Annotated in this window: 16 protein-coding genes; 12 read left to right on the forward strand and 4 right to left on the reverse strand. The window is 71.5% G+C overall.

The window, feature by feature from the left end; all coding sequences use genetic code 11:
* Positions 1-90 precede the first annotated feature (90 nt).
* Both STRCI_RS36260 and STRCI_RS36265 read left to right on the forward strand, forming a co-directional pair.
* Entirely contained in the window at positions 91-1,056 is a 966-nt protein-coding gene (locus tag STRCI_RS36260; RefSeq protein WP_269663226.1) for a pirin family protein, read from the forward strand.
* 33 nt (positions 1,057-1,089) lie between these two features.
* Positions 1,090-2,643, forward strand: coding sequence for an FAD-dependent monooxygenase (locus tag STRCI_RS36265; protein WP_269663227.1), 1,554 nt, complete (start codon positions 1,090-1,092; stop codon positions 2,641-2,643).
* Between the two features lie 9 nt (positions 2,644-2,652).
* Here the strand turns inward: STRCI_RS36265 and STRCI_RS36270 are convergent, their stop codons facing one another.
* The 3 genes from STRCI_RS36270 to STRCI_RS36280 form a co-directional block, all read right to left on the reverse strand.
* A complete protein-coding gene (locus STRCI_RS36270; protein WP_269663228.1) occupies positions 2,653-4,350 on the reverse strand; it encodes a tetratricopeptide repeat protein in 1,698 nt (565 codons plus the stop codon).
* Between the two features lie 59 nt (positions 4,351-4,409).
* Complete coding sequence (locus STRCI_RS36275) at positions 4,410-4,997, reverse strand: TIGR04222 domain-containing membrane protein (RefSeq protein ID WP_269663229.1); 588 nt, start codon at positions 4,995-4,997, stop codon at positions 4,410-4,412.
* A gap of 82 nt (positions 4,998-5,079) precedes the next feature.
* Positions 5,080-6,495: a hypothetical protein gene (locus STRCI_RS36280; RefSeq protein ID WP_269663230.1), complete on the reverse strand. Its 1,416-nt coding sequence runs from the start codon at positions 6,493-6,495 to the stop codon at positions 5,080-5,082.
* A 157-nt stretch (positions 6,496-6,652) separates the two neighbouring features.
* Here STRCI_RS36280 and STRCI_RS36285 point away from each other — a divergent pair, with 157 nt between their 5' ends.
* Positions 6,653-8,110 (forward strand): MFS transporter, encoded by a 1,458-nt coding sequence (locus STRCI_RS36285; protein WP_269663231.1) that lies wholly within the window; start codon positions 6,653-6,655, stop codon positions 8,108-8,110.
* A gap of 130 nt (positions 8,111-8,240) precedes the next feature.
* Here STRCI_RS36285 and STRCI_RS36290 read toward each other — a convergent pair whose 3' ends face one another.
* Positions 8,241-8,693, reverse strand: coding sequence for a cupredoxin domain-containing protein (locus tag STRCI_RS36290; RefSeq protein ID WP_269663232.1), 453 nt, complete (start codon positions 8,691-8,693; stop codon positions 8,241-8,243).
* Between the two features lie 153 nt (positions 8,694-8,846).
* On the opposite strand from STRCI_RS36290, the gene STRCI_RS36295 reads away from it, so the two are divergent.
* From STRCI_RS36295 to STRCI_RS36335, 9 genes are all read left to right on the forward strand, one after another.
* Positions 8,847-9,428 (forward strand): RNA polymerase sigma factor, encoded by a 582-nt coding sequence (locus STRCI_RS36295; protein ID WP_269663233.1) that lies wholly within the window; start codon positions 8,847-8,849, stop codon positions 9,426-9,428.
* Positions 9,421-10,197: a hypothetical protein gene (locus STRCI_RS36300; protein WP_269663234.1), complete on the forward strand. Its 777-nt coding sequence runs from the start codon at positions 9,421-9,423 to the stop codon at positions 10,195-10,197. The genes STRCI_RS36295 and STRCI_RS36300 overlap by 8 nt, the downstream gene beginning before the upstream one ends.
* Before the next feature lie 438 nt (positions 10,198-10,635).
* Positions 10,636-10,986: an NADH-quinone oxidoreductase subunit A gene (locus STRCI_RS36305; RefSeq protein ID WP_269663235.1), complete on the forward strand. Its 351-nt coding sequence runs from the start codon at positions 10,636-10,638 to the stop codon at positions 10,984-10,986.
* Positions 10,977-12,194: a hypothetical protein gene (locus tag STRCI_RS36310; protein WP_269663236.1), complete on the forward strand. Its 1,218-nt coding sequence runs from the start codon at positions 10,977-10,979 to the stop codon at positions 12,192-12,194. Before STRCI_RS36305 ends, STRCI_RS36310 begins: the two co-directional genes overlap by 10 nt.
* Complete coding sequence (locus tag STRCI_RS36315; RefSeq protein WP_269663237.1) at positions 12,187-13,131, forward strand: complex I subunit 1 family protein; 945 nt, start codon at positions 12,187-12,189, stop codon at positions 13,129-13,131. The genes STRCI_RS36310 and STRCI_RS36315 overlap by 8 nt, the downstream gene beginning before the upstream one ends.
* A 13-nt stretch (positions 13,132-13,144) precedes the next feature.
* A complete protein-coding gene (locus STRCI_RS36320; RefSeq protein ID WP_269663238.1) occupies positions 13,145-13,708 on the forward strand; it encodes an NADH-quinone oxidoreductase subunit J in 564 nt (187 codons plus the stop codon).
* The gene (locus STRCI_RS36325; RefSeq protein ID WP_269663239.1) at positions 13,705-14,010 is read left to right on the forward strand and encodes an NADH-quinone oxidoreductase subunit NuoK; all 306 of its coding nucleotides are present in this window, start codon (positions 13,705-13,707) and stop codon (positions 14,008-14,010) included. Before STRCI_RS36320 ends, STRCI_RS36325 begins: the two co-directional genes overlap by 4 nt.
* Positions 14,007-15,854 carry an NADH-quinone oxidoreductase subunit 5 family protein gene (locus tag STRCI_RS36330; RefSeq protein WP_269663240.1) on the forward strand — a complete coding sequence of 616 codons (1,848 nt, stop codon included), beginning with the start codon at positions 14,007-14,009 and terminating at the stop codon, positions 15,852-15,854. Before STRCI_RS36325 ends, STRCI_RS36330 begins: the two co-directional genes overlap by 4 nt.
* Before the next feature lie 5 nt (positions 15,855-15,859).
* Entirely contained in the window at positions 15,860-17,368 is a 1,509-nt protein-coding gene (locus STRCI_RS36335; RefSeq protein ID WP_269663241.1) for a complex I subunit 4 family protein, read from the forward strand.
* The last annotated feature ends 2 nt before the right edge of the window (positions 17,369-17,370 follow it).

Consider the following 17,370-nt stretch of genomic DNA (forward strand, 5'->3'; position numbering starts at 1 on the left):
TATGTACATGGCTACTATTTTCGGGTGAGGGTGTGAAGTCCGCCGGAGTTGGCCTGACGCGGCGGCTCCCGCGCGGCTAGGTTGGGCGGTATGAGCAATCTTGATCGCGAGGCCGTGCCCGCGGTGTGCGGTGGCCGTGGCTTCGTCGTGGCGGAGCCCGTACGGGAACTCCTCAGCCCTCGCCGGGTCAAGCTCGGCGAGTCCTCCGAAGTGCGCCGACTGCTGCCCAACCTGGGTCGCCGCATGGTGGGCGCCTGGTGCTTCGTCGATCACTACGGCCCCGACGACATCGCCGACGAGCCCGGGATGCAGGTGCCGCCGCACCCGCACATGGGGCTCCAGACGGTGAGCTGGCTGCACCAGGGCGAGGTCCTGCACCGCGACTCCACCGGCAGCCTCCAGACGATCCGCCCGCGCGAACTGGGCCTGATGACCTCCGGCCGGGCGATCAGCCACTCGGAGGAAAGTCCTCGCGGCCACGCCCGCTACTTGCACGGCGCGCAGCTCTGGGTCGCCCTGCCCGACAGCGACCGCCACACCGAGCCGCGCTTCGAGCACCACACGGAACTGCCGACGGTCACCGCGCCGGGCCTCACCGCCACCCTGATCCTCGGCGGCCTCGACGGTGCGAGCTCCCCCGGAACGACGTACACCCCTCTGGTCGGCGCCGACCTCACCCTCGCGCAGGGCGCCGACGTACGCCTCCCCCTGGAGCCGGACTTCGAGTACGCCGTCCTCTCCATGTCCGGCGAGGCCGTAGTCGACGGCGTCCCCGTGCTCCCCGGCTCCATGCTCTATCTCGGCTGCGGCCGCACCGAACTCCCCCTGCGCGCCGAGTCGGACGCGGGCCTGATGCTCCTCGGCGGCGAGCCCTTCGAGGAGGAACTGATCATGTTCTGGAACTGGATCGGACGGTCCCAGGAGGAGATCGAGCAGGCCCGCAGCGACTGGATGTCGGGCACCCGGTTCGGCGAGGTGAAGGGGTACGACGGTGCGCCGCTGCCCGCCCCCGAGCTGCCGGTGACACCGCTGAAGCCCCGGGGGCGCGTGCGTTGACGTCGTAGCGAGGGGTGTCGCTACCGTGGATTCATGACGGCACCACTGGATGTGCTGGTGGTCGGCGCAGGTCCGACCGGGCTTGCACTGGCCGCGCAGCTGAGCGCGTACGGGGCTCGGTTCCGGGTGGTCGACCGGTCTCTCGACCGGGTACGGGAGTCCCGGGCGCTGGTCATTCAGCCCCGGACGCTGGAGGCGCTCGCCGGGGTCGGGGTGGCGGACGAGCTGGTTGCCCTCGGTGTCACCGCCATGCAGCTTCGGGTGCATCTGCCCCGCCGTGTCGTGTCGTTGCGGCTCTTCGACATCGGCCTGACCGACACCGCGTATCCCTTCCTGCTGTTCCTCTCCCAGGCGGAGACCGAGCGGGTCCTCACCGGGCATCTCGCCGCGCGGGACGTGCCGATCGAGCGTGGCACCGAGCTGGTTCGGATGGAGACGCCGGCGCCGAAGGACTCGTATGCCGTCTGCCGGCTGCGGGGTCCCGACGGTGCGGAGGAGGTCGTCGAGGCGCGGTACGTCGTGGGTTGCGACGGCGCCCACAGCACCGTCCGGCAGCAGGCGGGCATCGGTTTCGAGGGGTACGCCTATCCGCAGACGTTCCTCCTCGCCGACCTGGAGGTCGAGGGCCTGGAGCCGAAGGGGGCGGTGCACTCGTACCTGACCGGGAGCGGGATGCTGTTCTTCTTCCCCCTCGGCTCGCCCGCCACCTGGCGGCTGCTCGCGATGCGGCCGCCCGATGTGCCGGACACGGAGGTGACCCTGCCCCTGCTGCAGGAGATCACCGGCCGGTACGCCGGCGGCGGCCCCCTGCTGCGCGACCCGGCCTGGATGACCGACTTCCGGCTCCACAACCGCGGCGCCGCCCACTACCGCGCCGGACGCGGCTTCCTCGCCGGGGACGCGGCCCACATCCACAGCCCCGCCGGCGGGCAGGGGATGAACATCGGCATCCAGGACGCCCTCAACCTCGGCTGGAAGCTCGCCCTGGTGTGCCAGGGCGCCGCGCCCGAGGAACTGCTGGGGACGTACGAGGCCGAGCGGGTCCCCGTCGGCCGACTCGTCCGCCGTCTCACCGATCGCGCCTTCACCGTCGCCACCAGTGACAACCCGGCCATCCGCTTCGCCCGGAACCGGCTGGCCCCGCAGCTCGCTCCGCTGGCGCTGCGCGTGAGGCCGCTGCGCGGGCGGCTCTTCCGTACCGTCTCCGAGCTCGGCATCCACTACCGCCGCAGCCCGCTCTCCGCCGCGGGTCCGCGCCGGCCCCGGCGTGGACCGCGAGCGGGGGACCGGCTGCCGGACCTGCCCCGGGGGTTGCAGGCCCGGACCGCCGGAACGGGCTGGCACCTGCTCCTCACCGGCCCGCCGAGCACCTGGCCCGACCAGCGACTCGCCCCGCTGCTGGACGGCCGGGCCGACCTGGTCGCCGTGCACCGGATCGGCGATCAGAGCCCTTGGCCCGGCGTCGCGCACACTCTCGTACGCCCCGACGGCCACCTCGGCTACGTCGCCGAGGGCGCGGACCTGGCGGGGCTCGACGCCTATCTCACCCGCTGGGTGCGGCGAGTGCCCCGTTCGCAGCGGCCCTGATGCGGCCGGTCAGGACTGTTCCGCCGCCAACGCCGCTTCCACCTCGGCGAGTTCCTTCGCCGGGTCGGCGGTCCGGGCCAGGACGGTCAGGTCGTCCGGGCTGTAGCGGGCGCGCACGTCCTCGTCCCACTTCGCGGCGGCCGCCCGCAGCGGTTCGACGGCTTCCGTGAGTCGGCCGAGCCGGTGCAGGACGAGTCCGTAGTACCCCGCGGCCTCCGTCCGGTGCGCGGCGTCGCTGTCCTCTTCCCAGACCTGGCGGAGATAGGGTTCCGCCTCGGCGTGCGCGCCGCGCTGGGCCTTCAGCTTGCCCGCGAGCATGGCGTTCAGCGAGGAGCCCCCCTCGGCCGCGCGCACGTACCAGCGCTCGGCCTCCTGGTAGTCCCGGTGGTGCTCGGAGAGCCAGCCCATCTCGTTGCATGCGTCATGGTGTCCCGCCTCGGCGGACCTGCGGTACCAGTCATCGCGCAACGCGGGCTGCCTGCGCATCGCGCGGTAAAGCTCCGCGAGGTCGTACGCGGCCTCCGGATCACCGGCCTGCGCGGCGGGTTCGATCCAGCGGACCACGTGGCGGTCGGCCGCGCCGGCCCAGTCGCAGAGGATCTTCCCGTACGCGTACGAGGCGTGGACGTCGCCCGCCTCCGCGCGCTCGCGGAGCGCGGGCAGCCTGCGCAGGTCCTTGCCGGGCGCGGTGCCGCCCGCCTCGCGCAGCGCGGCGATCCGGTCGAGCTGCGCGACCACGTCCTCGTCGTCCACCCCGAACTCACGGAACCAGCGCTCGGCTTCGTCGAACCGCCGCTGCCGCTTGCAGAGGACACCGAGGTGCCACTGGGCGGCCGGGTGTCCGCCGGTGGCCGCGAGGCCGTACCAGTGCTCGGCGTCGGAGAGGTCACCGCGCTGCTCGTGGAGGACTCCGAGGATGTACCGGGCGCCTTCGTAGCCCTCCTCGTGGGCCTGGACGAGCAGCGCGCGCGCCTCGGGCCAGGCGGCGTCGCCGGTGGTCTCCGACTCCGTCAGGAACACGGCATGGTCCACGCGGGCCGACGGGCTGAGCGCCGAGGCACGGCGGTAGTAGCCCGCGGCCTCGACGGTCAGGCCGGGGTAGTCACGGAAGTGCTTCTCCAGGTCGAAGAGCGGTCGCAGGGCCGCCGCGGCCGCGTCCCCGTCCGCCGCCGCCTCGGCGGCGTCGAGGTCCGCGGCGACGTGGTCGAACTCCTTGCGGATCGACTCGAAGAGCTGCACCCAGCGGAAGACGGCGATGTCGCCGAGCTCGATGTCGCTCATGAGGAACTTCGGCGCTTCGTCGAGTTGTCCCTCGGCGGCGAGCAGTTTGCCGAGCTCGATCTTGCAGTTCAGGTCGCGGCCGTTCTCCCAGCCGCGCCGGAACCATTCGGCGGCCTCCGGGTCGCCGTTCTCCTTGAGCAGTACGCCGAGTCCGTAGGCGCATCCGGAGTGGCGGTCGGCGACGGCGCGGTAGAGGGCCTCCGCCGCCGGCCGGTCCCCCCGGATCTTCCGGTACCGGGCAAGGGTGTAGTGCGAGAACGCGTCGCCTGCCGCCACCGCCTGTTCCCAGTACGGGATGCCTTCGTCCACGCGATGGCCGAGCACGAAGAAGTCCGTGTGCCGGCGGGCGGTCTTCGCGTCGTCGGCGCGTGCTGCGGCGACGAGCGCCTCTCCTCGGGTCTGTATGTCCTGACTCACGATCAACATCGTGTCATGACCTTGGAGTTCGCCCGGCGGCCGGATGCGGCGGACAAACGCGGTCGACGTCAGTCCGATCCGCCGCCGCCTCCTCCACAGCCGAAGCCGCCGTCCGAGCCCGCGGAGGTGTCCGGGCCCTCGTCGTCCAGCGCCTTGCCCATACGGACCAGGTGCCGCCCGAGTCCCGCGGGGACGGTGTGACCGGCCATGACACCGCGCCGGACCGGACCCGGCCGCAGGGCTGTGGGCCCTTCGAGGACGTAGGACGGCAGGCCGTCGTCCCGCGCGGCCGCCTTCAGCATCCGTCGGCCACGCCGTGTGAGGCGACGGCCGGAGCGGCTCAGCAGGCCCCGGGCGCTGAGTCGGCGGCCTATCTCCTCGACCGGGGAGGAGTGTTCCAGCGCGCGCCGGACGGCCGCGATGCTTCTGCTGCGCGGGCACGAGGTGAACACCGCGCGCTCAACGGCCTGTTCGGGCGTCTCGTCGCCCAGGGCACGCACCCGCGCGGCGCTGACGACGACGAGTCCGCGCTCCGCCAGCGCGATCACGGCGCTGTCCACCACCCGTTCCTCCCGCCCGGCGAGGAAGGCGACGTCGTACATCCCGAGTTGCGTGCCCCCGTTCTCCGTCGCGGTCCTGCGCGCCCCCGTTCTCATACCGTCCCCCGTTCTCAGAACCCTCTTCCGGTGGGGGTGTTGTCACCGGCGGGACGGGCGCGCAATCCCCGGGCCGGGCACTTCAGAGGTTCTCCTGAGCTTTCCGCTCCGGCACCCCCGCCCGGTCGAGCAGGGCCCGCATCTCCGCCACGGGCAGCGAAGGATTCGTCGCTGCCAGAATGGCGTCCTCCGGGTCGTGGATCAGTTCGACCAGCCTGGGCACCGGCAGCCTGGGGTCGAGGGCCGCCGCCTCGCGCACGCGCGGGTGAGCGTCCCGGCTGAGCCGCTCGACCAGGTCCGGTGTGGCCTCCGGATCGCGCAGCGCGAGGGCGCGTTCCCGCGGATCCTCCGCGTCGGCGCAGCGCGCCGCCAGCCCGGCCGACGGGAACCCCGGCCGGTGGACGAGCATGCCGACGGCACGGTGCTCACCATGCAGATACAGGTCGTACAGCAGCTCCGGCGGCGCCTTCGGATGCCACTCCGCGAGCAGCAGCCGTACGGCGAAGTCCTCGTCGTCCGCGAGGAGTCGCACGCAGTCCTCGGGCAGCTCCTCGCAGATCGCGGCGGAGCGCCGCAACCAGGTGTGCGCCGAGTGCGCGCAGCGGCGCAGTACGTCCTCGTCCCCGCGTGAGCGCCACACCCACTTCAGGGTGTCCAGCCGATCGTCGGGCGCCACCGTCCAGTCGATCGCGGCCCGCTGATCCTCCGTCAGCTCAGGCCGGGCGGAGACCGCGAGGCGGACCCGCGGATCCTCGTGATCGGCCAGCCGGGCCGCGAGGTCCGGCGGGAAGGCCGGATTGAGCGCGAGCCGGTCCAGGTGCCTGCCGTCGGAGCGGCCCATCATGCCTTCGGCCAACTCCCGGGTGAGCAGGCCGGATTCCAGTACATCCCCGAGCCGCCAGTCGTCCGCGAGCGTCTCGACGAGCCAGGCGGTGCGTGCGGCGTCCTCGTGCATGACGCGCAGCGCGGCGGCCCGGCGGACTTCGGGGTCCGGGTCGTCGAGGAGCGCGGTGCGCACGTCGTCGGGGAGTTCGGACCAGACGCGGCGGCACGCGGCCCGCCGCAGCACCGGGTCCTCGTGCGTGGCCAACGGCACCAGGACGTGGACGGGGACATGGGCGGACATCGCCGTCTCGTGCCGGACCAGGCCCCGCTCGTGGCTCAGCAGCCGCTCGTACGCCCGGTCCGGCAGGGGCGGGACCGTCGCACGGTAGGGGAACGGGCCGACGGCGACGAGAACGGCGTCCGAGGCGGGCCCGTCCAGGACCCTGGCCCGCAGTTCGGGGTCGACCCGCGGGCCTTCGGAGAGCGCGCCGCGCACTCGGCGGTCGGGGTGGGTGACCAGCGCCTCCCCGACCTCGGCCGGCAGCGACTCGCGCCAGACGAGCCGCGTGACGATGTTCCAGTCGTGCTCGGACGGCACGATACGCAGCAGTACGTCGGCGGGCGCGGACGGATTGGCGGCCAGTCCCGGCACCGCGTCACGTGCGGCGGTCATGGAATCCCCCTGAGATGTGGAAGCGCGGCCGCACCGGCAACAAGGCGGCCCCATCGAATGATCTATCCCGGCTCACGCCGCTCGCATACCCCCCACCGGTATGTTACGGTGCAGTCGTCAGATACCCCTAGGGGGTATAAAGGAAGGGGTGGGAGTCATGTCGGCCATCAATCCCAGACGCTGGTGGGCACTCCTCGTGCTGGCCACCGCGCAGTTCATGGTGATCATGGACACGTCGATCATCGGGGTGGCGCTCCCCGAGATGCAGAAGGACCTCGGCTTCTCGCAGGGCGAGTTGCAGTGGGTGTTCAACGCGTACGTCATCGCCTTCGGCGGACTGCTGCTGCTCGGCGGCCGCCTGTCCGACCTGATCGGCGCGCGCAGGATCTTCAGCGCCGGATGGGTCGTGCTGATCGGCGGCTCGATCGTCGCGGCCGCCGCGCAGACCGCCTGGGTGGAGGTCGTCGGCCGGGCCGTGCAGGGCGTGGGCGGTGCGCTGATCGCGCCGTCCGCCATGACGCTGCTGATGATGCTCTTCGCGCACGACCCGAAGGAACTCGGCAAGGCCATGGCGCTCTACGGCGCCGCGGCCCCGGCGGGCGGCACCGCCGGGGTGTTCCTCGGAGGTGTGTTCACCGAGTGGCTCAGCTGGCCGTGGATCTTCGTCATCTACGTCCCGATCGGCGTCGCCACCCTCGCCGCCACCCGGCTCCTGCCCGCCGTCGGCAGCAGCCGGGGTGCCGTCGACGTGCTCGGAGCGGCCGCGGTCACCGGCGGCCTGGCGCTCGCCGTGTTCGCCATCGTCCGCGCGCCGGAGACTGGCTGGCTCTCCACCGGCACCGTGCTTCAACTGGTCGGCGCCGCCGTGCTGCTCGCGCTCTTCCTCGTGATCCAGAAGACGCTGCGCGAACCGCTGATGCCGCTCGGCATCTGGCGCGTCCCGCGGCTCGGCTCGGCCAACCTCGCGATGGCGCTGCTCGGTGCCGCGTGGATCCCCATGTGGTACTTCCTCAACCTCTACCTGCAACAGGTTCTCGGCTACGGCGCCTTCGCCTCGGGTGCCGCGCTGCTGCCGATGACCGGCCTGCTGATGATCTTCATGACCACGATCACCGCGAGGCTGCTCGCGAGGTTCGGGGCCAAGGCCCTGATCGGCGCCGGACTGCTCGTGCTCTCGGCCGGGCTGCTGTGGCTGTCGGCCGTCGAGCCCACCGGCACTTTTGTGATCGACGTGCTGCCCGCGTCGCTGGTCGCCGCACTGGGCATGTCGCTCGCCTACATCCCGGCGATGATGGCCGCGATGTCCGGGGCCCCGCAGGCCCAGGCGGGCCTGGCCTCCGGCATCGTCAACACCACGTACCAGGTGGGCTCGGCACTCGGCCTCGCGGCCCTGACCGCGGTGGCGACGTCGCAGGGCGCCGGTCGGCTGGGCAACCTGCCCGCGCTGACGGACGGCTTCAGCGCGGCGTTCGCCTGGGCCGCCGCCATCGCCGCGGTGGGCGGGCTCGTCACCCTGCTGCTGATGCGCGGTGACGGGGCGGCGACGGCCGCCGCGGAACAGGACACGGCGCCTTCGGGGACGCAGGGTGAGAAGGCCGCCGTATCAGGGCGATGATCGAGTGCCCGCACACCGCAACAGGGCAAGCGAACCACCGAAGGGCCGTCCGGCGCCGGGGTACCGGTGACGGGCGGCCCCTTGCGTGAGCCTTGTCCGGAGCCTGGAGCGGTGGTCGTCGCCCCGGCGCTCAGTAGCCGTAGCCGTCGTTCGTATCGGTGTCGCTGTCCGGTGAAGCGGTGCCACCGACGGTGAGCTCGGATTTCATGCCCATGTCCTTGTGCCCGTCGACGGGACAGTAGACCTCGTATGTGCCGTCCTTCAGTGTGATGGTGAGGTTCGCCGACTCTCCGGGTTCCAGCGTCCTCGTCCTGCCGTCCGTTCCGGACCCCTCGATCACCAGGGCGTGGTCGTGGCTTCCGTCATTCGTGGCGACGAAGGTGTAGTCGCCCGCCGCCAGTGCGGCTTGGGACAGTCGCAGCCCGAAGTCGGTCATCGTGACATCCACCCGGGTGGCCGGCGAGGCCGAGCCGGCACCGCCGTCGTCTCCGCCGCCGCACGCCACGAGGATCCCCGCCAGCGCTCCTGCGGCCATCCCGGGCCCGACGTACCTGCGCCCGAACGTCATGAGCGTCGTCGTCATGTCTCGGCCCTCCGTGAGAAATCGTTCTGACCTGGGGTACGGACCGGTCACGCAGGGGGATTTCCGGCAGGCGGGAGCAGGCGGGAGAATGAGGTCGTGGTCCCGCGTTCGATCGGGGGAATCCGTTCGCCGAGGTTGGCCGTATCCACTGGTATGCGGAGAACGGGCCTGCCACTCGGGCAGCTCTCGGACGAGGCACTGCTGGCGGGACTGGCGTCCGGCGCCCCGGAGAGCGCCCTCGCGTTCGTCCGCCGATTCCAGCGCATGGTCTTCGGTATCGCCGTCGCCGTCGTCGACGACCCCCAACTTGCCGAGGACATCGCCCAGCAGGCATTCGAACGGGCTTGGCGGCACGCGCAGGTCTACGACTCCCGGCGCGGATCGGTGAAGACCTGGCTCGCCACCATTACGCACAATCTGGCGATCGACGCCGTCCGCGCGCGCAACGCGACCCCGGTTTCCCCCGAGGACCTCGACGCGCTGTTCTCCACCGTGACCTGGACGCCGGAACAGTGGGCGCTGGCCGACGAGGCGGCATCGCGGATACGGGCAGCGCTGGCAGACCTGCCACGTGAACAGGCGCGGGCCGTGGTGATGGCCCGGATCTACGGGATGACCGCACGGCAGATCTCCGCATGTGAAGGGATTCCCCTGGGCACCGCGAAGACACGGATCAGGACGGCGATGGGGAAGCTGCGCACCGTTCTCGCACCCGGGCGAGCCGATCATGACTGACCGGGACTGCGAGAGCCTGAGGGCCGTGGCCGACGAGCTGGCACTGGGCTCCCTCGACGGGCAGGAGCGCGCCGACGCGATAGCCCACCTGGACCGCTGCCCCGCCTGTCGGGAGCACGTCCAGCAGCTGTCGCTCGTCGCGGACGCACTGCTCTCGCTCCTGCCGGACAGCGAGCCGCCCTCCGGTTTCGAGACACGGGTCATGGACGGACTGCGCCTGAACCGGCCGGCGCGACGGCGGCGACCCCGGACCGGGGCAGCCGTCGCTGCCGCCGCCGTGATCGCCCTCGGGTTCGGCTTCGGCGGCTGGGCCGTCGGTACGGCGGTCGACGGAGAGTCGACGCCCTCGTCGCGGAGTTCGGAGCCCGCGGGCTCGGAGCAGGACTTGCTGGCAGCGCCTCTGCTGACCCCCGACCACCGCCCGGCGGGCCGGATCTTCGCCTACACCGGCTCTCCGGGCTGGGTCTACATGTCGGTCCACCTGGGCCGGGACTGGTCCGGATCCGGCAGCCGGGCAGGAGAGGAGTCCGCTTCCGAGGCCGCGGGCCCGCCCGCCCGATATCCGGCAGCCGGAAGGGTCAGCTGCCGGCTGGAGCGTACGGACGGCACATCGGTCCACATCGGGGAGTTCTCCCTCGACGACGTCGGCCGTGGCTACTGGGGAGCCCCTGCGCGAGTCGACCCGGACACGGCGTCCGGCGTCCAGTTGCTGGCCGCCGACGGCTCCGTCCTGGCCACGGCCCACTTCGACCTACGGCGCAGCCGGTGACTCACCGCCTCAGTGAGCGTGCCCGTCCTCCGCGTGACCGGTTCTGGTGTGGTCGGCTCGGAGTGAACGGTGTGGGTATGTGTGGCGGTCTCCCGCTCGGAGGCGAGGCCGGTATCGCCCGCGTGGGCGAGAAGGTGCATCAGACCGAGGGCAAGGAGCAGCAGGAGGCACAGGCGCCCGACCACACCTCGTTCCGCCTTGGCCCTGTAGCTCATGCGCCCCGTCATCTCGTCCTGGTGCCGACCGGGCACCGTTCCGCTACCGTCGCGGCGCATCAGGGTGCAGGTGTTCGAAGACCGGTCGGTGAGACCGGCTCTCTTCCGTCGATGCGCCAGACGACGGTTGCCCCACTCGATGCCATAGGTCGCGCCTCCAGGGCCCGAACGAGCCGGTCGCGCACCATGAGCCGTATGACGCCGAGCACGGAGGTCAGGCGGGATGGACGCATGGCAGCCGATGCTGGTCCTTCTCGGAGTGGTCGTCGCCGGACTGGCTCTCCTGTATGGACTGGGCCTGTGGCTGGCGGCAGGGCGGACTCTCCTCGAAACCGGTTCGTTCGCCGGGGGCCTCAGGCCGGGTGAGCACGCCGTATCCCGGTTTCATGTGCGCTGGTACGCGGTCACCATGATCTTCCTGGCCTTCGACATGGAGATGCTCTTCATGTACCCGTGGGTGAAGGTCGTCTCGGAGGTGGGCACCGCGGCGGTCGTGGAGATGTTCCTCTTCCTGGGGATCCTTTTCGCCGCGGTGGCGTACGCCTGGCGTGAGGGAGCCCTGCGGTGGACCTGAGGGGCCTCCTGTGGCATACGGCGATGCGGCGCCCGGCGGTGCTGGTGGTCGCACTGCCCGCAGCGACCGACATCCGGCTGGAGGTGGAGGCAGAGGTACGTCGGCAGGGATGGCCGGTGGCGGGCGCCCCGGCCCACGCCGACCTGATGGTCGTCTGTGGCAACCCGGTGTCACGGGACGCCGAGTGGCTGGACGACATTGAGCGGTCGATGCCGGAGCCGGCCGTGCGCATCACGGTCGAGGAGACCGGGCATGCCGCGCACGCGCTTCAGAGGGCGCGAGGGGATCTGGCCGGCAAAGCGGTTGCTCCGCGCGGGGCCGACAAAGGCAAGCAGTGGGAGGCCGCGGAACGCGAGTCCGGCGGTCGGGCGGCGCAGCCCAGCCATGACGGCCACGACATGCATGTCATGGGGGACGTGGCGGGCCTGCCCATGGCCGAACGGGGAGACGACCGTGACGAGCTGAGACTGGATCAGCTGCACGTGCCGATCGGCCCTTGCCTGACCGATTGGCCCACGGGGCTCGTTCTCCGACTCACTTTGCAAGGTGACGTCGTACAGGACGTCCAGGTGGGCCGTCTCCCGGTACTGTCCGGCCCACGACTGCCCTTTTGGGACGAGCCATGGCTGCGCGCGGCGCACGGCGAGGAAGTCGCCAGGGGAAGTGCGGAGCGTCGGCGCTGTGCCGCGCATCTGGACAGTGTGGGGCGGCTGCTCGCTGTCGTCGGCCTGGACGGCGTCGCCGGGCGGTGCCGTCGGCTGCGGGACGATGTGTTGTCGGGAGCGCCGCGCGAAGAGGTGGGAGCCGACCTGCGCGCGGTACTGCGCAGAGCGCGGCGGTCACACACCCTGCGGTGGTCGATCACCGGGCTGGGGCAGTTGCCCTCCATCAGAGCGGGCGAGGCAGGGGTGACCGGGCCCGCCCTCGTGGCGGACGGGGACGCGTACGACCGACTGCGGAGCTGGCTGGACGAGATCGAGCGCGGCCTCGAAGCGCTCGACGACGAACGGCCGTTGGGGCCGCACGACTTCACCGGCCCGCGAGGACGCCTGGACGGGCCGCAGCCGCCATCGCGGGCACTGCTCGACATCCTTCCGGAGCTGCTGACCGGAGCTGAGTTCGCCTGCGCGCGGATCATTGTGGCGAGCTTGGACCCCGACCTCGATGAACTCGCGCTCACCTCCGTGTCAGGAGCGGCCCATGCCTGATGCGGCGCCCTTGTGGGCGACCGTCGTCCTTCCTGTGGCCCTGGCCGTTGCTGCTGCGATCACGGCCGGGCTCGACGCGGTGCTGACCGGAGAGGCCGAGCTTGGCCGTGCCGGGAGCGTCCGGGATATCGGTCGGCGGGCGCTGGCACCCTTACGCGAAGCCCTGCGGCTGCTCGTCCAGCAGCCCCGCCGGACCACGGCCGCCGACCGGCTCCTCGGACGGCTGGGCGTGATGCTGGTCCCGGTGGCCGCGGTGCTCGCCGGTGCCGTACTCCCGTGGGGTTTCCGCTCCGTGAGCGATCCGTCCGTCGGCATCGTGTGGTTCAACGCGATGGAGGCGCTGGCCTGGGCGGCGGTCTGGCTTGCGGGCTGGGGACAGAATTCGGCGATGTCGCTGATCGGCGGGTACCGGTTCCTGGCGCAGGGGCTGGCGTACGAAATGCCGCACATGTTCGCGATCACCACCGCCGCCCTGGGAGCCGAGTCGCTACGGGTGAGCGATGTGGTCGCGGCGCAGGACGGGCTGTGGTTCGTGGTGTGGATGCCGGCCGCGTTCGTCGTCTATCTACTGAGCGCGCTCGCGATGGCCTTCTGGGGTCCGTTCGCCTACCCGCTGGCGCGGGACACGGCTGGGGGCGCCGCCGTCGAACTGGCGGGTGTGGACCGGCTGGTGCTGCTGGGCGGCCGGTGGACGCTGCTCGTGGTGACGGCCGGCTTCAGCGTGCCGCTGTTCCTGGGCGGCGGGCATGGCCCGCTGATGCCTGGCTGGGCGTGGACGCTGCTCAAGACCACGGCCGTGCTGGCGCTGCTGGTGGCCGGGCGCCGACTGGTGCCCACGCTCCGGATGGAGCGGTACATGGAGCTGGCGTGGCTGGTGCTGGTGCCGCTGACGCTGCTTCAGGCCCTGGCCGTGGCCGTCGTCGTCCTGAACCGATGAGGAGGTGAGTGCCGTGCTGGACGCCGTGGTCTTCTGGGTGCTGGCCCTGACGGCAGTGATGAGCGCGGCCATGGTGTTCCGGCTCGACTCCATGGCCCGGGCCACGTACGCGCTGCTCACCTCTCTGTTGTGCGTGGGCGGTGCGGTGTTGCTGCTCGGGCTGGACTACCTCGGGGTTGTGATCGTGCTGATGATGACCATCGAGATGGCCATCATGGCCGTGTTCATGGTGATGTACATGATGAACCCGGTCGGCCTGATGCCCATGACCATGGTGCACAACACGAAGGCCGCGACCGTGATCAGCGCGGCGGTCTTCGTCGTCCTCGCCATCGGGATCCTGCTCGCTCCGTGGCCGTCCCGGCGCGGCAGGCCGTCGGCCGATCCGACCATGGACCTGGGACTGTCGCTGATGGGTCCTCAGATGCTCACCATGATGACCCTGGGCCTGGCCCTGTTCGCCACCATCGTCGCGACAGTCGCCCTGGCCACCCGCCGGGGCCGCTACGACCGCTTCGGCGACGACCTCAAGGCCCGTACCGCCGACGACCCGGTACGGGGAGGGATCGGCCGATGAACCTGGAGCTCTTCCTGCTGCTCGCGGCGGCTCTCGTCAGCATCGGCCTGTTCGGCGCGCTCACCCAGCAGTCGATCGTGATGCTCATGATGGGCCTCGAACTGATGCTGGGCGGCATCATCGTCGGCGCGGCGGCAGTCTGGCGCTACATCGCCCCGGCCGCTGCCGACGGGCAGGTGCTGGTCGTTCTGGCGGTCACGGTCATGGCGGTGGAGATGGCCATGGGCTTCGCCGTGGTCACCGCGCTGTTCCGGTTCCGTGAGGCGGACATCACCGACGTGGTGGCGGAGTTGAAGGAGTGAGCGCCCTGCTGTGGGCGCTCGTCGGGTTGCCGCTGACGGTGGGGACACTGCTGGTGATCGTCGGCCGCCCGGCGGACCGGTACGCCCCCGCTTTCGCGGTCGGTACGGCTGTTGCCGCGCTCGGCCTCGCCGTCGCGGTGGCGTTCGGGCACCCTCGGGTCGAGGCGCCGTTGCTGGAAGGGCTTCCCGCCGGGCTCGCGGTCGACGGGCTGTCGGGGTTCATGGCCGTGACCGTCACGGCGGTGACCGCGGTCGTCCTCCTGTTCAGCGTCGCGGACATCGCGGCGGATGAGGCACGTGCCCGCTTCTTCGGGCTGATGCTGCTGTTCGCCGGCGCGATGCTGACGACGGTCACCGCCGACACGCTGCCGGTCCTGCTGATGGCGTGGGAGGTGATGGGCGCCACCTCCTGGGCGCTGATCGGCTACTGGTGGCACGACCCCGAGCGCGGGGACGCCGCCACCACGGCCTTCCTCACCACCCGCGCCGCGGACCTCGGCCTCTATCTGGCCGCCGGGGCCGCGCTGGCGAGCGGGCAGGTCGGCTCCCTCGCCCTCGGCTCGCTCTCGGACGCGACCGGCGCGTGGTCGGCGGTCATCACGGTCGGCGTCATCGTGGCGGCCTTCGGAAAGTCGGCCCAACTCCCGTTCAGCTTCTGGTTGTCCCGGGCCATGCAGGGGCCGAGCCCGGTCTCCGCGCTGCTGCACTCGGCGACGATGGTGGTGGCCGGGGCGTATCTGCTGCTGCGGCTGGAGCCGCTGCTGGCGCGGTCCGGCTGGGGCGGGCCCTTGGTGGCGTGGACGGGTGCGGTCACGGCGGTGGTCCTCGGCCTGGTCGCCGTGGCGCAGACCGATCTCAAGCAGTTGCTTGCCGCCTCGACCTGTGCCCAGATCGGTTTCATGGTGCTCGCCGCCGGGGCCGGAGCGGTCACCGGTGGAACCCTGCAGCTCATCGCCCATGCGGCCGCGAAGAGCCTGGCCTTCCTCGTCACCGGTGCGTGGCTGACGGCCCTCGGCACCAAGGCGCTGCCCACGCTGCGTGGCGCGGCCCGGCGGCACCGTACGGTCGGGATCACCTTCACCGTCGCAGCCCTGGCGCTGGCAGGGGTCCCGCCCTTGTCCCTGTGGGCGGCCAAGGACGTACTCCTCGCCGGCGCACTCGACGAGAGCGCGGCGCTGTACGTCGTCGGGCTGGCCGGCGCGGTGATCTCCGCCGTCTACAGCGTCAAGGCCCTCTGGTTCGTCTGGCGGCCTGCTGTCGTACCGGACGACACCGCGGAGCCACTGCCGTATGCGACCCGGCTGCCCCTCGTCACCCTGGCCGTCTCCTGCGCCGCTCTGACGGTCACGTGCTTCCCGCCCGTACGGGACGCGGTCGAGCGGGTGCTCGGCGGCGGACAACCAGCCCCGGAGGCCTGGGAGCTGGTTCTGTCCGGTGGGCTCGCGCTGGCCGTCTCCGCTTTCGTGTGGATGCGCGGACCCCAACTCCTCGCTCTCCCCGGCCGGATCGCCGCCTGGGCCGCAGACTGGCTGCGCCTGGAGAACGCGGCACGAGCCCTGCTCGCAGGCCCGGTCATGCGTCTCGCCGCTGCCCTGTCCGCCTTCGACGACCAGGTGCTGGACGGTGCCGTCGAGGGCGTGGCCCGCGGTTCGGTCCGGCTGGCGCAGTGGACCAACACTCATGTGGAGGGGCTCGTCGACGGTGCCGTGGAGCGGGTGGCGGGCGGCACCCGTGCGCTCGGTCGCTGGGCGCGTCGGCCGCAGACCGGGCAGTTGCACCAGTACCTCGCTCAGGCGGTCGCCGCCTTCACCGTCCTCGCCGTCGTCCTCGTCCTTGTGAGGTGACCGTCGTGCTCACGGCCATCATCCTGCTCCCCACCGCCATGGCGGCGCTCCTGTTGTGCGTGCCGCGCGGCGCCCCCCGCGGCCTGTTCCTGACGGCCTGGGCGGCGACAGCCGCAGCCGACCTGATCCTGACGGTGATCGTCTGGGCGGGCTATGAGCACGGCGAGGGCATGCAGTACGAGACCCGGGCCCGCTGGGTCCCCAGCGCGGGCATCAGCTACCACGTCGGCGTCGACGGCCTGTCCCTGCCCCTGGTGGCCGTCTCCTGCGTGCTGTTCCTCGCCTGCGCCGCGTACGCCTGGCGGGAAACTCGACGGCCCCGGGAGTTCGCGGCCCTGTTCCTGTTCCTCCAGACCACCTGCCTCGGCCTGTTCGCCGCCCTGGACCTGATCCTCTTCTTCGTCTTCTTCGACCTGTCCATCGTGGTGATGTACTTCATCATCGCGGGGTGGGGACACAGGGGCGCCGCCCGCGCCGCCCTGAAGTTCTTCCTCTACACCTTCCTCGGCTCCCTCGCTCTGCTGCTCGGCTTCATCGGCCTCTACCTGGCCGCCGAACCCCACACCTTCGACATCATCGAGCTGACCGACTCCAACCCGACGGCCGGACGCGCGACATACGGCGCTCTCGTCCTCCTGGCCATCGCCGTCGGACTGGCGGTGAAAACCCCGACCGTGCCCTTCCACACCTGGCTGCCACCCGCGCACACCGAGGCCCCGGCCGCCGGGTCGGCGATCCTCGCCGGGGTGCTGCTGAAGATGGGCACCTACGGCTTCCTGCGCATCGCCATGCCCGTCCTGCCCGACGCCTGGCGCGAGTACGCCCTCGTCTTCGTCGGCGTCGGCGTGGTCTCCGTGCTGTACGGCGCGCTGGTCGCCCTCGCGCAGACCGACTTCAAACGGATGGTCGCCTACACCTCCGTCAACCACATGGGCTACATCACCCTGGCCATCGGTGCCGCCGGGGCCGTGGGAGCGGACCAGGCGGAGGCCCGGCGTCTGGCCGTCACCGGTGCGGTCTTCCAGATGGTCAGTCACGGGCTGCTGACCGGGGCGCTGTTCCTGCTGTCCGGCGTGCTGTACGAGCGCGGGCGTACGTACGAGATGTCCGCGTACTCCGGCGTGGCCGGACGGGCGCCCGTCCTCGCCTCGCTGACCGGCGTCGCTGCCTTCGCCTCGCTGGGGCTGCCGGGCTTCTCCGGCTTCATCGCCGAGTTCCAGATCCTCACCGGGAGCCTGGGGCCGGAGCCGGTCGCCACCGGCCTGGCCGTCCTCGGAATCCTGCTCACCGCGGGCCTGTTCCTGCGCGCCCTGCAACAGGTCTTCCTCGGACCGCTGCGGCTACCGGTCACCGCGCCCGGCGCCGACCGGCCGTTCCCCGACATGCGCGTCCACGAAGGACTTGCGATCGTCCCGCTGCTGGCACTGGGCGTCGTCCTCGGCCTCGCTCCCCGGTTCGTCCTGGACGTCATCGAGCCCGCCTCGCGCACCGTGCTGGATCTGCTGGCGCGATGAAC

It is taken from the genome of Streptomyces cinnabarinus (assembly GCF_027270315.1).
GTDB classification, from domain to species: Bacteria; Actinomycetota; Actinomycetes; order Streptomycetales; family Streptomycetaceae; genus Streptomyces; species Streptomyces cinnabarinus.

Excerpts from the sequence above, each read along its gene's own strand:
- STRCI_RS36260 (WP_269663226.1), top strand. The coding sequence starts at position 91 with ATGAGCAATCTTGATCGCGAGGCCGTGCCCGCGGTGTGCGGTGGCCGT.
- STRCI_RS36265 (WP_269663227.1), top strand. The coding sequence starts at position 1,090 with ATGACGGCACCACTGGATGTGCTGGTGGTCGGCGCAGGTCCGACCGGG.
- STRCI_RS36270 (WP_269663228.1), bottom strand. The coding sequence starts at position 4,350 with ATGTTGATCGTGAGTCAGGACATACAGACCCGAGGAGAGGCGCTCGTC.
- STRCI_RS36275 (WP_269663229.1), bottom strand. The coding sequence starts at position 4,997 with ATGAGAACGGGGGCGCGCAGGACCGCGACGGAGAACGGGGGCACGCAA.
- STRCI_RS36280 (WP_269663230.1), bottom strand. The coding sequence starts at position 6,495 with ATGACCGCCGCACGTGACGCGGTGCCGGGACTGGCCGCCAATCCGTCC.
- STRCI_RS36285 (WP_269663231.1), top strand. The coding sequence starts at position 6,653 with ATGTCGGCCATCAATCCCAGACGCTGGTGGGCACTCCTCGTGCTGGCC.
- STRCI_RS36290 (WP_269663232.1), bottom strand. The coding sequence starts at position 8,693 with ATGACGACGACGCTCATGACGTTCGGGCGCAGGTACGTCGGGCCCGGG.
- STRCI_RS36295 (WP_269663233.1), top strand. The coding sequence starts at position 8,847 with ATGCGGAGAACGGGCCTGCCACTCGGGCAGCTCTCGGACGAGGCACTG.
- STRCI_RS36300 (WP_269663234.1), top strand. The coding sequence starts at position 9,421 with ATGACTGACCGGGACTGCGAGAGCCTGAGGGCCGTGGCCGACGAGCTG.
- STRCI_RS36305 (WP_269663235.1), top strand. The coding sequence starts at position 10,636 with ATGGACGCATGGCAGCCGATGCTGGTCCTTCTCGGAGTGGTCGTCGCC.
- STRCI_RS36315 (WP_269663237.1), top strand. The coding sequence starts at position 12,187 with ATGCCTGATGCGGCGCCCTTGTGGGCGACCGTCGTCCTTCCTGTGGCC.
- STRCI_RS36325 (WP_269663239.1), top strand. The coding sequence starts at position 13,705 with ATGAACCTGGAGCTCTTCCTGCTGCTCGCGGCGGCTCTCGTCAGCATC.